This is a genomic window from Asaia sp. BMEF1 (assembly GCF_051628905.1).
Classification (GTDB): Bacteria; Pseudomonadota; Alphaproteobacteria; order Acetobacterales; family Acetobacteraceae; genus Asaia.
The window spans coordinates 2,713,345-2,729,444 of record NZ_CP157575.1 but is presented as its reverse complement, the minus strand read 5'-3'; the positions used below and the strand labels follow the sequence as shown (position 1 = coordinate 2,729,444).

Genomic DNA, 16,100 nt, shown 5'->3' with positions numbered 1-16,100 from the left:
AAGTTATATTCCCCATTATTAACTTTTTATGGAAGAAAAACAGGGAATATTTTATGCTTATTTTTATATTGGTATTTTTCTCTTCTTTCTGACCGATTAGACATAGAGGATCCCGGATAATGTGCACAACGCCAAATATCCCTCATTTTACGCCATGAAAAAGAAGGTCGGCTTCGTACTTTACCCGGACTTCCAGATCGTCGATGCGACAGGCCCCGCCGCAGTCTTCGAAATTGGCGGTGTGATGAGCAATGTGCCCTATGCAATCACAATGCTCTCATATGAGGGCGGGCTCGTGCGCTCGTCTTCAGGAATCTCGCTGCACACTCAGCGGCTCGATCCTGACGAAGTGTTCGACACGCTGATCGTCGTCGGCAGCGCCTATTACCGTTCCCGTTTGAATGACGAAACTCTGGCAAGCTATCTCCGGCAGCAGGCGTCGCAGACACGCCGCATGTGCAGCGTGTGTACCGGGGCCTTTTTTCTTGCCGATGCGGGGTTGCTCAATGGCAGACGTGTCACGACACACTGGCAGGATATCGAAAACCTGCGCCTGCACGCGGGCAAAGCCGAAGTAGAGCGCGATGCAATATATATTCATGACGGCCAGGTCTGGACGTCGGGCGGGATCACAGCCGGCATCGACATGGCACTGGCACTTCTGACAGAAGACGCGGGCGAGAATGTTGCACAAGGCGTCGCACAGACCATGGTGCTTTACTATCATCGGCCCGGTGGCGAGGCGCAGATTTCACCTCTGATCCGCATGGCAACCGGCGCGGACAGGTTTTCGTCACTTCTTGGATGGATACGCGCCAATCTGGCCACCGAAATGACTGTCGACCTGCTGGCTGACCAGATGGGCATGAGTCCACGTAATTTTTCACGCAGTTTCAAGCTCACTACAGGCATGAGCCCTGCGAAAGCGGTCGAAACACTGAGACTGGAAGCCGCGCGTGAACGTGTGATCAACGGGAAAATCCCCATCGAGCTCATAGCTGACCAGACAGGTTTTGGAGATCCGGAACGACTGAGGCGCGCGTTCAACCGGGTCTATGGCATGTCTCCCCAGAGGATGCGGCAAAGCCACGCGCGACGCGGACGGGAGTTCGACACGACGGCGTTGTGAAAGATTTTCCCTATCATAAATATCAGAACGATCTGTTTTAATTTAATATCGCGCTATGACAGGGTGACCATGCTCTTCCTGAATTGAAGAAATCTGGAGACAAGATCATGGCAAGAATAGACTCATCCATTCGCCCCTTTTCGACCGACGCTTATTGCCGCGGCAAGTTCATTACCGTTAGCGATCGGGATCTGAAAGGGAAATGGTCCATCGTTTTCTTTTATCCTGCCGATTTCAGTTTTGTCTGCCCGACCGAGCTCGAAGACCTGGCCGACAGCTACGCAGAGTTCCAGAAGCTGGGCGTCGAGATCTATTCGGTCTCGACCGACAAGCATGTCACGCACAAGGCCTGGCACGATGCGTCCCCCGCCATCGGCAAAATCGATTATGTCATGCTCGCCGATCCGGCCGGTACAATTGCGCGTAATTTCGATGTGATGATCGAAGAGGCCGGCGTGGCAGATCGCGCCACTTTCCTGATCAGTCCCGAAGGACGCATCCAGTACACCGAGATCACCTCGGGCGGCGTAGGACGCAGCGCAACGGCCCTGCTCGACAAGGTGCGGGCCGCACAATATGTCGCCGCCCATCCTGGCGAGGTCTGCCCGGCCAAATGGAAGGAAGGGGCTCATACGCTGTCGCCCTCGCTGGACCTTATCGGCAAGATCTGAACTTACGGCCTCGACAACCCGGCTTTTCCGCTTTCTCGCTGCCGGAGCGGTTGCGGTGCGGCGTGCCGCGAGCACGCCCCGCAATCCAGCTTCCGTCCAGCCCGCTCCCAGACAGGACAGAATCAATGCTCGACACCACGATCAAGGACCAGCTGCGCAGCTACCTGACCAATCTGCGTCAGGATATCACGCTCGAAGCATCGCTGGATGACAGCGACAAGGCGCAGGAGATGCATGCGCTCGTTAATGAAATCGCAGCGCTCTCTGACCGCATCACAACCAGATTGATCACTGACGGCCCGCGGGCGCCCGCGTTCCGCATCCGCCGGACGGATGGCGATGAAGCCGTGACCTTTGCTGCCATCCCGATGGGTCACGAATTTACGTCGCTGGTGCTCGCCCTGCTGCAGATCGGCGGTCACCCCCCGAAGATCGAGGCCGAAATGGTCGAGCAGATCCGCGGCCTGAAAGGCCCGCTGCGTTTCGAAACCTATATGTCTCTCTCCTGCCAGAACTGCCCGGATGTCGTGCAGGCCCTGAACGCCATGGCGGCGCTCAACCCCGACATCGTGCACACGGCAATCGATGGCGCGCTTTTCCAGCAGGAAGTCACCGAGCGCAACATCATGACTGTGCCGCAGATCTATCTGAACGGAGAGCCCTTTGCGTCCGGTCGCATGGATGTGGAAGCCATCGTCTCGAAGCTCGACACAGGCTCGGCCTCACGCAAGGCTGAACAGATTTCCGAAAAGGCGCCTTTCGAGGTTCTGATCGTAGGCGCCGGTCCGGCAGGGGCTGCCGCAGCCGTGTACGACGCGCGCAAGGGTATACGCACAGGCATTGTCGGCGAGCGTTTCGGCGGTCAGGTGCTGGATACGATGGCCATCGAGAATTACATTTCGGTGCCCGAGACCGAAGGGCCGAAGCTTGCTGCTGCGCTCGAGAAACATGTGCGCAGCTATGAGGTGGATATCACGACGGGGCAGCGTGCCACAGCACTCACTCCCGCCGCTGAACCGGGCGGGCTGCATGAAATCCGCTTCGAGAGCGGTGCTGTGATGCGTAGCCGCTCGGTCATTCTGGCACCGGGTGCCCGCTGGCGCGCCATGAACGTGCCGGGCGAAGACGCCTATCGCAACAAGGGCGTGGCCTATTGCCCTCATTGCGACGGACCGCTCTTCAAGGGCAAGCGCGTGGCCGTGATCGGCGGCGGCAATAGCGGTGTCGAAGCCGCCATCGACCTCGCCGGCTTGGCCTCGGAAGTGACACTGCTTGAATTTGCCGATGTGCTGCGCGCCGATTCAGTGCTTCAGGACAAGCTGTTCAGCCTGCCGAATGTCCGCGTCATCATGAATGCGCAGACCACCGAGGTCGAGGGCGACGGCACCCGCGTTACCGCTCTGGCCTATCGCGACCGCCCCACAGGCACCCCGCACAAGATCGAACTGGAAGGTATTTTCGTGCAGATCGGTCTGGTGCCGAATACGGAATGGCTCCAGGACAGCGTGGTTCTGAGCGATCGTGGTGAGATCGTTGTCGATACCCATAATGCCACATCCGTTCCCGGCATTTTCGCAGCGGGCGACGCCACCACGACGCCGTTCAAGCAGATCATCGTGGCTACGGGCGAAGGGGCAAAGGCGGGACTTTCAGCCTTCGACTACCTGATCCGCCTGCCTGCGGCGGGAGCACTCGCAGCAGCGGCTGAATAAGCAAAAAAAAGCGGGCCTCTCGGCCCGCTTTTTCATCTCAATCCTCGAAGGGATCGCGCATCAGAATGGTATCGTCGCGCTCGGGGCTGGTCGAAAGCAGCGTTACCGGCGCCTCGATCAGCTCTTCGATGCGGCGGATATACTTGATCGCGGCAGCAGGCAGATCGGCCCAGCTGCGCGCACCGAAAGTCGTCTCCTGCCAGCCGGGCATGGATTCGAAAACCGGCTTCAGACGGGACTGGGCGGCGGGGCTGGACGGGAAGGATGTGATCGCCTTGCCGTCGAGTTCATAGCCGACGCAGATCTTCACTTCCTCGAACCCATCGAGAACGTCGAGCTTGGTAAGCGCGATACCATTCACGCCACCCACACGGGCGGCGCGACGCACGAGCACGGCGTCGAACCAGCCGCAACGACGCGCACGGCCCGTCACCGTGCCGAATTCACGCCCGCGTTCGCCCAGTTTCTGGCCGACATCGTCGAACAGCTCGGACGGGAACGGTCCCTCACCAACGCGAGTTGTATAGGCCTTGGCAATGCCCAGAACGAAACCGACCGTACCGGGGCCGACACCGCTGCCGCTGGCCGCAACGGCAGCGACAGTGTTCGAGCTGGTCACGAAGGGATAGGTGCCATGATCGACATCGAGCATGACCGCCTGAGCGCCTTCGAACAGAATGCGACGCCCGGCGCGGCGCGCCTCATCCAGCCGCTCCCAGACCGAGCAGGCAAAAGGCAGCACGCGCGGGGCGAGCTTTGCCAGATGGTCGAGGATTTCCTGCTTGGTGAAGGTCGCAGCACCCAGACCGGCCAGAAGCGTGTTGTGGTGCAGCAGCAGCTCGTCGAGCTTCCAGTCGAGCGTTTCAGGCTCGGCCAGATCGCACAGACGGATGGCGCGACGGGCCACCTTGTCTTCATAGGCTGGGCCGATGCCACGACCGGTCGTGCCGATCTTGCGATCGCCACGGGCTGCTTCGCGGGCGCGGTCAGTGGCAACATGCAGGGGCAGGATGAGCGGCACATTATCGGCTACCCAGAGCGTCTCGGGATTGACCACCAGCCCTTGAGCGGAAACACGATCGATTTCGGAAAGCAGGGCTTCGGGATCGACCACCACGCCATTACCGATCACACCGGTCTTGCCGCGCACGAGGCCTGAAGGCAGCAGAGAGAGCTTGTAGACCTGATCGCCCACCACGAGTGTATGACCGGCGTTATGGCCGCCCTGGAAGCGGACGACGATATCCGCACGGCTGGCCAGCCAGTCCACGATCTTTCCCTTGCCTTCGTCACCCCACTGGGTGCCGATGACGGTGACGTTGGACATGCTCTTATCCCTTTACAGCGTGATGAGTTCGTCAGCGACGAATATGAAAGTGCAATTCAGGCGACGTGCCTCGGCGGGCAGGTCTTCGACAGCGTCGAGACCGGCGACCGTGGCATAGCCCTCTTCGCGAAGCCGCGCAGCCCCCGGTGAGTCCTGCATCTCGGCGGACACATAGACGCGAGGGCGCAAGACGATCGGACGGGCAGCCCGCAGCAGGATTTCAGGGCGAAAGGTGAGACCGCAGGCAGGCTCTTCACCCTGAGCCTGATAGCGCCCGCCACGGCCCAGCTCTTCACGCTGGCTTCTGGCGAACACCGTCATGCAGATTCCGGTATGATACTGCCAGCCACGAAACTCTGCCGGGTCGACCGTCAGGCGCAATCGCGGCGCACGCTCATGCAGCGCGCGTACGACCGCAACGAGACGGTCGGCATGAAGCCTGATCTCCGGCGACAGATCGAGTTTTTCGAGAATGGCCAAGGCGGCATCGGACGGGCCGCAAGCCTCGACCAATGCTGTCAGCACCGAAGCCACCGGACCGCCAAGCTCGGCGACGGCAGCCATATCCTTGCGATCGAGCGCATGCAACAGTGCTGCACGGCGCGGCCCCGTATAACCAGACAGCGCAACCAGCGCCTGAACCAGAGCGGGGCAGGAAAGATCGAAAGAATACTCCTCGACACCCAGCTTTTCGAGCGCTTCGGCGGCAATCAGCACGACCTCGCAATCGGCCTCGACGGAATCGGCACCGATCAGCTCGATCCCTGCCTGGCTGATCTGGCGTTGGCCTTCACGGCCTGGCGTGCCGACCAGAATACAGGACCCGGCATAAGACAGACGCAGCGGACGCGACGTCGCTGCCAGACGCGTCGCGGCAATGCGCGCAATCTGCGTCGTCATATCCGGGCGAAGCGCCATCATGCGGCGCGATTCCGGGTCCATCAGGCGAAAAGTCTGTTCCTCAAGCGCCTGACCGGCGCCATGCAGCAACGATGTCTCGAATTCGAGCAAGGGCGGGCGGACGCGCTCATAGCCATGAGCGGCGAACACCTCCATCACGGATTCTATCCCCTGCGCCTCGGCCTCGGCCTCGTGCTGGAGGAGGTCGATAAACCCCGAAGGCAACAGGGCTGTATCGGGCTCGTCGGTCAGTTTCATACGCTGTATTCCATCCTGACGCTGTCATAGGCCCAGTCGAGCCAGGGGAGAAGCGCCTCGATATCGTCTGCCTCGACGGTGGCTCCACCCCAGATACGCAGGCCGGGCGGCGCATCGCGATAGGAAGCGAGGTCGAACCCTGCACCTTCATCCGCAATCATGCCCGTAAGAGCCTTGACGATCTTCTGCTGGCTCTCGACGCTTTGACCGGCAAACCAGGGCGCCACGATGCGCAGGCAGATCGAGGTGGTCGAGCGCTGGCTGGGCTCATCGGCCAAAAATTCTACCCAGTCGGTCTGGGCCACCCAGCGTTCGACCGTCTCGAAATTGGTCCGTGACCGGATCTTGAGCGCCTTGAGGCCGCCAATGGCGTCGGCCCATCTCAGTCCGTCCAGCGCATCTTCGACGCAAAGCATCGACGGCGTGTTGATCGTATCGCCCGAGAAGATCGCGTCGATCAGACCTTTTTTATTGGTCAGGCGGAAAATCTTGGGGAGCGGACGCGGGGCGGCCTGTTCCAGACGGGCGATGGCGCGCGGGCTGAGTGCAATCATGCCATGAGCGGCCTCGCCACCCAGAGCCTTCTGCCACGACCAGGTCACGACATCGAGACGATCCCATGGCAGGTCCATCGCAAATGCCGCCGAGGTGGCATCGCAGATGACCAACCCCTCATGCTGGGCCGGAATCGCATCAGGCCCAGGCACACAGACGCCAGAGGTCGTACCATTCCAGGTCAGGACCACGTCATGCGACCAGTCCACCGCCGACAGATCGGGTAGTGCACCATAGGGCGCCTCATGGACCGTCAGCGCCTCGAGCTTGAGCACATCACGCAGATCCTGGGCCCAGAGCCCGGAAAAACTTTCGAAAGACAGCACATCGATGGGGCGCTCGCCCGCCAGCGCCCAGAGGATCATCTCGACCGCACCGGTATCCGAGGCGGGAACGATGCCGATCTTCCAGTCGTCCGGCGCCTCGAGAAGGCTATGCGAACGGTCAATGACCTCCTTGAGCCGCGCCCTGCCCTCTGGCGCACGATGCGACCGCCCGAGCAGCGCGCCATCGAGCGCGTTCAGCGTCCAGCCCGGACGCTTTGCGCAGGGGCCTGACGAAAAGAACGGGCGGGCGGGTTTTCTGACAGGGCGTGGGGGCATGATCGGTCCGGCAAACTGAAAGAAAGTTCGCGAGATATGCCGGAGGCAGGCCTGAAGGCGCAAGTCATGGCCCGGTCAATAGCATGTTTTCGATGAAAAATCTGGTACGAGAGGGGGGATTCGAACCCCCATGCCTTGCGGCGGTCGATTTTGAGCCGACTACGTCTACCGTTCCGTCACTCTCGCATGATGGGCGAATTGTTAGCGAGGTTCAGAAAAAAAGGCAACGGATACACAGCAACGTCACAGATCGAAACGACGCGACCCCGCCAGAAGGCGCGCGAAACCCGTTGACTCTACCGGCGGCGAGAACAGAAACCCCTGCCCCGTCGGACAGCCGATGCGACGCAGCAGGGCGAGCTGCGCTTCAGTCTCGATCCCTTCGGCCACGACATCGACGGACACGGCTTCGCCGAAACGGATAATCGCTTCGACGATGACTTCCATGGATGACTCCGAGCAGATCTTGCGGATGAAGCTGCGATCGATCTTGATGGACGAGACCGGAAAATCCCTGAGAAAACCAAGAGACGAATAGCCCGTCCCGAAATCATCCAGCGTGACACGCACGCCTGCGCGTCGCAGCAACGTCAGGGCGCGATGAATATAGTGCTCGCTGTTCTGGTAAAGAACATGTTCGGTCAGTTCCAGCTCGATCAGTCGTGCAGACAGACCATGGCTATCGAGCCGCGAGAGAAGTTTTTCTGCATAGTCGTCCTGCATGAATTCGACGGGCGCAACATTGATCGAGATCGGTGGCGGCATGAGCCCGGCCCGAATCCACAGACCGATATCCTCGAACACACGCTCCTGCACCCTGGCAGAAACGCGCGAGGCCAGATCGTAATTACGGAAAATCTCCGGGAAAGCATCCGGCCCGCTCTCGGTCTCGTTACGACGATGCCAGCGCATCAGCGCCTCGGCACCCGTGATCTGACCATCACGCAATCGCACCTTGGCCTGATAGGCCGGATAGACGAGATCCTGATCAAGCATCTGTCTGACGACGTTCGTCTGGGCTGTAACGCCTTCACTCCGCCGGGCCATGCTTTGATCGAACAGCCGATATCCGCCGCGGCCATGTGCCTTGACATCGTTCAACGCCAGCTGGGCTGCGTGGCGCAAACGAACGATTCCATTGCCATCTCGAGGGTAGAGCGCTGCCCCGACACTCACCCCGAACCTGATCTGCCTGTTGCCGATCCTGAACGGCGTATCGATAAAGCTGAGAAGCGACTGGGCCTTCTCGGCAAGGACCGACGCCGTTACCTCACCGGTGATGACCGCAGAGAACTCATCATCTCCAGTTCGGGCGGCGTCGTCATCCTGATCGGTCACAAGCCTGAGTCGACCTGCCACAAATTTGAGGACCTGATCGCCTACATCCCTACCGTAAAGATTGTTGAGGTCACCGAGATAATCGATATCGGCCAGCAGGAAACCGATACTGCGCCCGGCAGGCACTGCGTCGACGAGTGCCTGCTCCAAGCGGATCTCGAAACCGTCTCTGTTGCAGAGGCCGGTCAGGCGATCGAAACGCTCTCCGGTTTCGCGGCGTGCCGCTAATTCGCGACCCAGGGCGTGGAACGCGCGACGCGCTGTGTAGGACGCGAGACGTGCCAGAGAAAGCGGCTGATTCTCGTCGCCCTCTTCCTCCACAGCCGCACAAGATGTCGGCCCCGGCGCACCGGATATGTCTACAGCCTGAACAACCGCAAGCCTTTCTGCCCGTAAATGCTCTGTAGCACGAAGAGAACTCGGAATACTGCGTATGGGCAGGTCGTGTACTGCCTGTCTGCTCTGCCATGTCACGTCTGACCCATTGGCGAAAAGCGGGAAATCCAACTCGGGATGACAGTAAAGAATCCAACCGCCGCCTTCCGTAGCGCCCATCTTCTGCCAGTGCAGGTCGGTCATCACTGGATGACTGCCAGCATGAAGCAGCAAAACGTTTTTTTGCGCAGAATAAGAGGCCGGAGATGGGCCATGGCATACGCGTGTCTCTTCCGGGGCAAGCAGCTCTGTCCACATGCGCGGCTCTGAACCGGATGTCAGTCCCGAGAAATGTTTCCAGCTCCGGTTCAGATAAGAAATCTTCCCGTCAGCCTCGACATGGCAGACCAGCATGGGAAGCCAGTCAAGGACGTGACCCGTCAGACATGATCTCGTCGGTTCCTGAGCTTCTCTCATCTGCGTGCTGCCCTTTCGACTCATCCGAACCGCACCCGTTCCCCGAGAGTAAGCCTTACGGATTATAGGTCACAAGATATGACCAGGACGTAACTGATAAGGCGCGACAAGCAGGGCATTAATACTTCATTTACTCAATGAGGCGACGGCATCACCCACGACAATTTCGAAAAAACCTCTCGTCCGGAGAGAATTCCGGCGAAACAACTTACTGATATCGCGGGGGTTCTCGTCCGGTTGCGTTAAAAACTCAGTCTTCGAGACCACCCATGAGGCGGATATTCTGTAAAGCGGCCCCTGCCGCCCCCTTGCCGAGGTTATCGAGACTGGCCGTCAGCAGCACATGGCGCCATTTTTCGCTGCCATGCACGCGCAGAGCCATCTCGTCGCTATCGGCAAGAGCGGCAGCGTCCAGACGCGCCAGATCGGGTGAGGCAAGCGAAACGTAGCGTGAACCCTCATAATAGGCGTTCAGGCACTCTTCGACATCCGAAACCCGCACATAGCCCGGCAGATCGGCCAGTTGCAGCGGAACAGAGACGATCATGCCCTGCGCGAAGTGACCGATGGAGGGTACGAAAAGAGGCCGACGTTTCAGCCCGGCATAGGCCATGATTTCGGGGACATGCTTGTGCTCGAGCCCGAGCCCGTAAAGCTCGAAAGCCGGTCCGCCCTTGTGCTCATGCGCTTCGATCTCGCTGCGTCCCCCACCGCTATAACCGCTGACGGCATTGACGGTGATCGGATGATCAGCAGGCACGAGCCCGGCAGCGACCAGTGGACGCAGCAGACCGATCACACCGGTCGGGTAGCACCCGGGATTGGCGACATGACGGGCCGCGGCGATACGCGCAGCCTGACTCGAGTCGAGTTCGGGAAAGCCATATTCCCAGTTTGCGGCCACACGATGGGCGGTGCTGGCATCGAGAATTTTCACATTATCGAGACCCTTAGCCAGAGCCACGGCCTCGCGCGCCGCATCGTCGGGAAGGCACAAAACGACGATATCAGCCGACTGCATCATCTCGAGACGCGCCTGCGGGTCTTTCCGCTTTGCTGGATCGATGGAAAGAATTTCGACAGGCAGGCTGCGCAGGCGATCGCGAATGCCCAGCCCTGTCGTTCCTGCCTCGCCGTCGATAAAGACCCGCGTCATCAATTCATTCCTTCACTAAAATATTCCATCTGGACGAAGTAAGCATTTACATGGCTTTGTCCAATGCATGATGGATAAAGATAAACTTTCACCCCAAGGTTTTTCTCGCGAAGGTGAGCCTCCGCTCCTCCATGGTGGCAAGCTCAAGGACCGCCATATCGCGATGATCGCGCTAGGCGGCGTCATCGGAGCGGGTCTTTTCATAGGCAGTTCTGCCGCGATCGCCGCAGCAGGCCCAGCCATTCTGCTGACCTATATGGGCACTGGCCTCATGGTGGTCATCGTGATTCGCATGCTCGGCGAGATGCTGCTCGCCCGGCCCGGTATCGGCACCTTCATCGATTGCATTCGCACGGCGCATGGCCATTGGGCCGGTTTTCTTTCTGGCTGGCTGTACTGGCTGTTCTGGGTGGTGACGATCGGCGCCGAAGCCATTGGCGGCGCAATTGCCATGCAGGACTGGTTCAACCTGCCCGTCTGGCTTCTGGCACCTTCTCTCATCATCGCTGTCAATCTGATCAATCTCGTCTCGGTACGGGTATTCGGCGAGTGCGAATTCTGGCTCTCGCTCATCAAGGTAGCCACCATCATTGCCTTCTGCGCGCTTGGCCTGCTCAGCCTCAGTCATTTCGTTGGGCCCCACCCGAAAATCATTCACAACGTCTTCAACCATGATGGCCTCTTTCCGCATGGCTGGGGGGCCGTTCTCGCAACAGTACCTACCGTGCTGTTCTCGATGATCGGCTCCGAATCCGCGACGGTGGCTGCGGCAGAATCTGAAAATGCCGAGGAGAATCTGGCCCGTGTCACCCGTACCATCGGCGTGCGTGTGACCCTGTTCTACCTGCTCTCCGTGGTGCTCATCCTGACCCTGGTGCCCTGGACATCGATCGAACCGGGCTATTCGCCCTTCGTGACGGTGATGCGCCATATCGGCGTGCCGGGCGCCGCAACGCTGATGCAGATCGTCGTTTTCACAGCTATTCTCTCCTGTCTCAATTCGAGCATCTACATCACCTCGCGCACCTTGCTGGGTCTGGCCGAACTCAACGATGCGCCGCAATGGTTCTCAGCCTTGTCGCGCAGCCATGTCCCGCAGCGCGCCGTGACATTCTCAAGCCTCGTAGGGCTTGTTGTCGCCTTCTGCTCGATCCTGTCCCCCAAGCTCATTTTTGCCTTTCTGCTCGGAGCGACGGGCGCGGTCATGCTGCTGATTTACGGGTTGATCGTTTCGTCTCATCGCGTCTTTCGTCTTGCAGACCCGCAGAACCGCGCTTTCACCCTGCCTTTCGGCACGGTGCTCAATCTCGGCACCATCGGTGCTATCGGTCTGGTCGTTATTGCCATGCTGGTGCAGTCGGCGGGCCGACAGACCATTATCGCCAGCCTGGTGAGCGTTGCCGCCATCCTGGGGCTGTATGTCTTGTGCCGCAAAGGCAGATAAGCCAGAGTTTCTTTCCACAGCCTTTCAGGATGACCGGTATGACATCTCGTTTCACCTTCGCTCTCATCCTGACAGGGTTGACCCTGGCGCCCTGCGCCGGGGCTTATGCCCAGCCTGATGCAACGCCCGCCTCCGCGCCACCGACAGCGGCACTTCTGGCGTCGTCGGCGCGCCCCGATACCGATCGCAGCAAGGACGCGCTGCGCAAGCCGCTCGATCTTCTGGCTCTCACCCCTTTGCCCAAAGATGCGGCGGTCGCTGATCTCATGCCGGGCAGCGGTTATTTCACCCGGCTGCTCAGTCTGGAAGTCGGCCAGTCGGGCCATGTCTATGCCGTTATTCCCGCAGAGATGGTGGCGCGTCACCCACAGATGCCGCAGGTAGCACAAGCCATCGCCGCCAGCCCCGCTTTCGGCAATGTTTCGGTCGTCGTGACACCGATCGTCGATTTTCATGTGGCGCAGCCGCTCGATCTCGTCTGGACATCGCAGAATTATCACGACGTCTATGGCGGCATGGGGCCAGAGACGGCTTTGCGCATGGATCAGGCGATCTATCAGGCGCTCAAGCCGGGTGGCATTTTCATGGTGATCGACCATGTTGCCCTGCCCGGAACGGGTACGACAGCTCCCACCACCCTGCATCGCATCGACCCCGATCTGATCGTCAAGCAGGTCGAATCTGCCGGCTTTCATCTCGTGACGAACAGCCCGATATTAAGGAACCCGGACGACAGCCACACTCTGGCCGTCTTCGACAAATCGATCCGCGGGCGCACCGATCAGGTTGTGCTGAAATTCCAGAAGCCGCTGAAACAGAAAAGCGATCGCTAAGCCGCATCACCGTCCGGTGGCACGCAAGGCAGGGACTGCCTATAATCGGCATCGCCCTTTTTCTAACCGGAGCCTGACGTGAACGCCGCCGAACAACTTGATCGCCTGCTCATCATCATGACCCGTCTGCGCGACCCGCAGACGGGCTGCGCCTGGGACAGGGTCCAGACTCACGAAACCATCGCCCCCTTCGCCATAGAAGAGGCCTATGAGGTTATGGACGCGATTGCGAGGGAAGACTGGCGGGCTCTGCCCGATGAGCTTGGCGATCTGCTGCTTCAGGTAGTTTATCAGGCCCGCATCGCCGAAGAAGCGGGCCGCTTCGATTTTGCCGAAGTCGCACGTCAGATAGGCGACAAGATGGTGCGTCGCCATCCGCATGTCTTTGCCGAAGCCGAGCTCGATGCCGATTTATGGGAGCGCAACAAGCAGGCCGAGCGCGCAGCCAAGTCGGAATACGGTTTGCTGGCCGGTATCGCCCCTGCCCTGCCCGCCCTCATCAGGGCGGAAAAACTCGGCAAGCGCGCCGCGCGCGTCGGCTTTGATTGGAACACGCCGGAACAGGTGCTGGAGAAAATCGAGGAAGAACTCGACGAGGTGCGTGCCGAGCTACCGCGCGGTGACAAAACCCGGCTGGAAGACGAAATCGGCGACGTGCTGTTCACCGTCGCGAGCCTCGCCCGCAAGCTGGGCCTCGACCCGGAAGCCTGCCTGAGGCAGGGCAATGCCAAATTCACCCGACGGATCGAAACAATGGAATCGGTTCTGGCAGAAACAGGAAGCACCCTCGCCGATCTCGATCTGGCGGCGCAAGAGGCTCTCTGGCGTGAGGTCAAGATCAGGCTCGCCCGAATACAGACCGCCTGAAAAGAGCCGGGGTGCCTCCCCGCAGCGCATCCTAGCATGATCGGACGAGCACATCATGCGGACCTGTGCTTGATGAAGAGCAGTCAATTCTCAGGATTGCCCTCATGACTAACGCCACAAGCACCATGCTCGCCTGTTATCACGACCGGATGCGCCGCGCACGGGACCATATCGACCTACATCTTGATGACCCCCTCGATCTGGCGCGGGTCAGCGCCGTGGCAGCCTTCTCGCCTGCCCATTTTCACCGGCAGTTCAACGCCCTCTTCGGCATCAGCGTGCATCGCTATATTCAGTTGGCCCGATTCAGGAGGGCTGCCTTCCATCTCGCCTATAAAGACGACAGCATCACGCAGATCGCTTTCGATGCCGGGTACGAGACCCCGGAAGCCTTTGCGCGCGCATTTCGCAGCCGAGCCGGTCAGACGCCCTCGTCTTTCCGTAAATCCCCGGACTGGATGACGTGGGAAGCCGCCTGCACGCCCCTCGACGAAGCGAGAAGCACGCTCATGGCCCAGCATTTTTCCAAGGACGCCATCACGATAAGAAGTGTGGGCGAAACCCGTATCGCGATCATGACCCATACAGGGAATCCAGCCGATATCGGCCAGAGCATTCGCCGTTTTATCACCTGGCGCCGAGCAAACGGGCTGAGCCCTCAAAACAGCGCGACTTATACGCTGTTTCATGATGACCCGCAGACAACACCGCCCGCACTCTACCGGCTCAGCCTTTGCGTCGGCACAGACAAACCTGTGGCCGCTCTTGGCGAGACGATCGAGATTGGCTGCATTCCTGCTGGGCGCTGTGCCGTGTTGCATGTTACCGGCACGATCGACAGACTTGAAGACGCCGCGACCCTGCTCTACCGGGATTGGCTACCCCGGAGCGGTGAGGAAATACGCGATTTCCCGCTTTATTGCCAAAGGCTTCACTTCTACCCAGAGGTGCCTGAGCATGAAGCGGTGGCGGAGCTTTTCCTGCCCTTGACGTGAGGTACGCCCTTGCAGCGCCCCTCACGCGATCACAGCTCAGGCGTCAAGCGCCAGCGCGATATTTTTCGTAACCACATCTGTCGAGATCAATCTGGAGCACTCGAACTGGCGGTCAGTATTGGCGTGCCTTGGGCACCAAAGGAAATCGTTGTGATCGAACATGTAACGCGGGTCGTTCCAGCACGAATTGCAGCCATGCCAGGAGATGATGCGCCACGGCGTATGGAACTCATTATTCGGGTGGGTGAAACCTGAAATGAGGATGGTCTTGGTCCCTGTAGCCCAGGCGAGCCAGGTCAGGCCCGAGCTGAGCCCTATGAACAGGTCGGCGTGTTTAAGCCAGCGCGCACGCTCGGCCAGCGGACGATTGCCCGTCTGGTCTTCGGCGCCATTGGGGATCTGGTTCCACACGATACCTGCGCCGCTGAAAGGCTTCTGATCGATGCAGATCACGCGATAGCCGCGCTTCTTCAGATAATCGATCACCCCAAGCCAGCCGCCAGGATTGTTCCAGTATTTACACTGCGCAGAGGCCTGCGTTGCGATGCAGACATAGGGTTCCTCGATCGGCCGCGTGTCGTCCTCGATCACGATTTTCGGCGGCTCTTCGGTTGGGTCCACCCCTAGAATATAGCCAGCTGTGCGATGCAAGCCGACATAGCGGAAGTCGCAGGGCTGGTGGATATTTTCGGTATCTTCGAAAAACAGGCCGATATTATAGGTCGCATAGATCTGCGAGCGCAGAGGATTCTTTTCCAGATCTTCCTTCGTCGTCAGTTCGATTTCTGGATAGGCCTTGGCGAAGAGCGGAATAAACACGCCTGCCAGAGAGCAGATCACGCGCGCGCCACTTTTTTCAGCAAATCGCGCCACATAGGGAAACCAGCCTAGCGTATCGCCCAGCGTACCGACCGGAAGCTGAATGAGGACGACTTTGCCCCGCGCATCGAATTCGTGATGCAGCACCTTCGTTTCGGTACCGTCTTCGGCAATACGCTGCACATCGATGGCAAAGCGGATAAAGAATTTCTTGGTTGAAGAGAGATGCCCCTCTTCCAATTCGCCTTGAAAAATGATCGTCGAGTTATCGAGATCAGTCAGAGTGGCACGCCAGCGCCCGCCAGGCTGCAGGGGTAGCAGAACACGCGCGCCCCAGTTGAAATCGAAGTGAATGCCCTGACCGGCATCATTCGTAGGCAATTCGCACGGCACAACATAAGGATTCACTATCGGCTGGGCCGCAGGAGCCGTCTGTGCCTCGGGTACCGGGGCAGTAGCAGAACTATCTGGGGACATGGGCCGCGTTTACGCCTTTGCAACTATTACTATGAGATGAACGCTGCTGTGCGCGCTCCCGGTCGATTTTTCCCCAACACCCTGAATACCACCGCTGATCAGGGCAAAGACGTGGGGTGACCCTATCTAAAACCCCATTCGCCATTCTTCAACGCGGGAATCGTC

At 59.4% G+C, this 16,100-nt stretch carries 13 protein-coding genes and 1 tRNA gene; 7 read left to right on the top strand and 7 right to left on the bottom strand.

The window, feature by feature from the left end; genetic code table 11:
• The first annotated feature begins 121 nt into the window (after nucleotides 1–121).
• The 3 genes from ABHV46_RS12125 to ahpF all read left to right on the top strand — a co-directional run bounded on the left by ABHV46_RS12125 (nucleotide 122) and on the right by ahpF (nucleotide 3,512).
• Nucleotides 122–1,129: a GlxA family transcriptional regulator gene (locus ABHV46_RS12125; protein WP_438381671.1), complete on the top strand. Its 1,008-nt coding sequence runs from the start codon at nucleotides 122–124 to the stop codon at nucleotides 1,127–1,129.
• 107 nt (nucleotides 1,130–1,236) lie between these two features.
• Nucleotides 1,237–1,800: an alkyl hydroperoxide reductase subunit C gene (gene ahpC / locus ABHV46_RS12120; protein ID WP_438381670.1), complete on the top strand. Its 564-nt coding sequence runs from the start codon at nucleotides 1,237–1,239 to the stop codon at nucleotides 1,798–1,800.
• A 125-nt stretch (nucleotides 1,801–1,925) separates the two neighbouring features.
• On the top strand, nucleotides 1,926–3,512 hold the full coding sequence (gene ahpF, locus ABHV46_RS12115; protein WP_438381669.1) for an alkyl hydroperoxide reductase subunit F: 1,587 nt from the start codon (nucleotides 1,926–1,928) through the stop codon (nucleotides 3,510–3,512).
• A 37-nt stretch (nucleotides 3,513–3,549) separates the two neighbouring features.
• On the opposite strand, the gene ABHV46_RS12110 is transcribed toward ahpF, so the two are convergent.
• The 6 genes from ABHV46_RS12110 to argC all read right to left on the bottom strand — a co-directional run bounded on the left by ABHV46_RS12110 (nucleotide 3,550) and on the right by argC (nucleotide 10,500).
• Nucleotides 3,550–4,839, bottom strand: a complete 1,290-nt coding sequence (locus ABHV46_RS12110) for an adenylosuccinate synthase (RefSeq protein WP_336946790.1) — start codon at nucleotides 4,837–4,839, stop codon at nucleotides 3,550–3,552.
• Nucleotides 4,840–4,851: 12 nt separating this feature from the next.
• A complete protein-coding gene (locus tag ABHV46_RS12105; protein WP_438381668.1) occupies nucleotides 4,852–5,997 on the bottom strand; it encodes an ATP phosphoribosyltransferase regulatory subunit in 1,146 nt (381 codons plus the stop codon).
• A complete protein-coding gene (locus ABHV46_RS12100; RefSeq protein ID WP_438381667.1) occupies nucleotides 5,994–7,154 on the bottom strand; it encodes a phosphoserine transaminase in 1,161 nt (386 codons plus the stop codon). The genes ABHV46_RS12105 and ABHV46_RS12100 overlap by 4 nt, the downstream gene beginning before the upstream one ends.
• A 102-nt stretch (nucleotides 7,155–7,256) precedes the next feature.
• Nucleotides 7,257–7,340: transfer RNA gene (locus ABHV46_RS12095), tRNA-Leu, on the bottom strand.
• A 57-nt stretch (nucleotides 7,341–7,397) separates the two neighbouring features.
• Complete coding sequence (locus ABHV46_RS12090; RefSeq protein ID WP_438381666.1) at nucleotides 7,398–9,071, bottom strand: putative bifunctional diguanylate cyclase/phosphodiesterase; 1,674 nt, start codon at nucleotides 9,069–9,071, stop codon at nucleotides 7,398–7,400.
• 523 nt (nucleotides 9,072–9,594) lie between these two features.
• Nucleotides 9,595–10,500, bottom strand: coding sequence for an N-acetyl-gamma-glutamyl-phosphate reductase (argC, locus tag ABHV46_RS12085; RefSeq protein WP_438381665.1), 906 nt, complete (start codon nucleotides 10,498–10,500; stop codon nucleotides 9,595–9,597).
• 67 nt (nucleotides 10,501–10,567) lie between these two features.
• On the opposite strand from argC, the gene ABHV46_RS12080 reads away from it, so the two are divergent.
• From ABHV46_RS12080 to ABHV46_RS12065, 4 genes are all read left to right on the top strand, one after another.
• Nucleotides 10,568–11,944 (top strand): amino acid permease, encoded by a 1,377-nt coding sequence (locus tag ABHV46_RS12080; RefSeq protein WP_336946785.1) that lies wholly within the window; start codon nucleotides 10,568–10,570, stop codon nucleotides 11,942–11,944.
• A gap of 38 nt (nucleotides 11,945–11,982) precedes the next feature.
• Nucleotides 11,983–12,777 (top strand): class I SAM-dependent methyltransferase, encoded by a 795-nt coding sequence (locus ABHV46_RS12075; protein WP_438381664.1) that lies wholly within the window; start codon nucleotides 11,983–11,985, stop codon nucleotides 12,775–12,777.
• Nucleotides 12,778–12,894: 117 nt separating this feature from the next.
• Nucleotides 12,895–13,644, top strand: coding sequence for a nucleoside triphosphate pyrophosphohydrolase (gene mazG / locus ABHV46_RS12070; protein WP_438384383.1), 750 nt, complete (start codon nucleotides 12,895–12,897; stop codon nucleotides 13,642–13,644).
• Nucleotides 13,645–13,748: 104 nt separating this feature from the next.
• The gene (locus ABHV46_RS12065) at nucleotides 13,749–14,639 is read left to right on the top strand and encodes an AraC family transcriptional regulator (RefSeq protein ID WP_438381663.1); all 891 of its coding nucleotides are present in this window, start codon (nucleotides 13,749–13,751) and stop codon (nucleotides 14,637–14,639) included.
• A 36-nt stretch (nucleotides 14,640–14,675) separates the two neighbouring features.
• Here the strand turns inward: ABHV46_RS12065 and ABHV46_RS12060 are convergent, their stop codons facing one another.
• Nucleotides 14,676–15,935, bottom strand: a complete 1,260-nt coding sequence (locus tag ABHV46_RS12060) for an autotransporter strand-loop-strand O-heptosyltransferase (RefSeq protein ID WP_438381662.1) — start codon at nucleotides 15,933–15,935, stop codon at nucleotides 14,676–14,678.
• Between the last annotated feature and the right edge of the window lie 165 nt (nucleotides 15,936–16,100).

Coding starts and splice junctions, on each gene's coding strand:
- ahpC (WP_438381670.1), top strand. CDS start 1,237: ATGGCAAGAATAGACTCATCCATTCGCCCCTTTTCGACCGACGCTTAT.
- ahpF (WP_438381669.1), top strand. CDS start 1,926: ATGCTCGACACCACGATCAAGGACCAGCTGCGCAGCTACCTGACCAAT.
- ABHV46_RS12110 (WP_336946790.1), bottom strand. CDS start 4,839: ATGTCCAACGTCACCGTCATCGGCACCCAGTGGGGTGACGAAGGCAAG.
- ABHV46_RS12105 (WP_438381668.1), bottom strand. CDS start 5,997: ATGAAACTGACCGACGAGCCCGATACAGCCCTGTTGCCTTCGGGGTTT.
- ABHV46_RS12100 (WP_438381667.1), bottom strand. CDS start 7,154: ATGCCCCCACGCCCTGTCAGAAAACCCGCCCGCCCGTTCTTTTCGTCA.
- ABHV46_RS12090 (WP_438381666.1), bottom strand. CDS start 9,071: ATGACCGACCTGCACTGGCAGAAGATGGGCGCTACGGAAGGCGGCGGT.
- argC (WP_438381665.1), bottom strand. CDS start 10,500: ATGACGCGGGTCTTTATCGACGGCGAGGCAGGAACGACAGGGCTGGGC.
- ABHV46_RS12080 (WP_336946785.1), top strand. CDS start 10,568: ATGATGGATAAAGATAAACTTTCACCCCAAGGTTTTTCTCGCGAAGGT.
- ABHV46_RS12075 (WP_438381664.1), top strand. CDS start 11,983: ATGACATCTCGTTTCACCTTCGCTCTCATCCTGACAGGGTTGACCCTG.
- mazG (WP_438384383.1), top strand. CDS start 12,895: ATGACCCGTCTGCGCGACCCGCAGACGGGCTGCGCCTGGGACAGGGTC.
- ABHV46_RS12065 (WP_438381663.1), top strand. CDS start 13,749: ATGACTAACGCCACAAGCACCATGCTCGCCTGTTATCACGACCGGATG.
- ABHV46_RS12060 (WP_438381662.1), bottom strand. CDS start 15,935: ATGTCCCCAGATAGTTCTGCTACTGCCCCGGTACCCGAGGCACAGACG.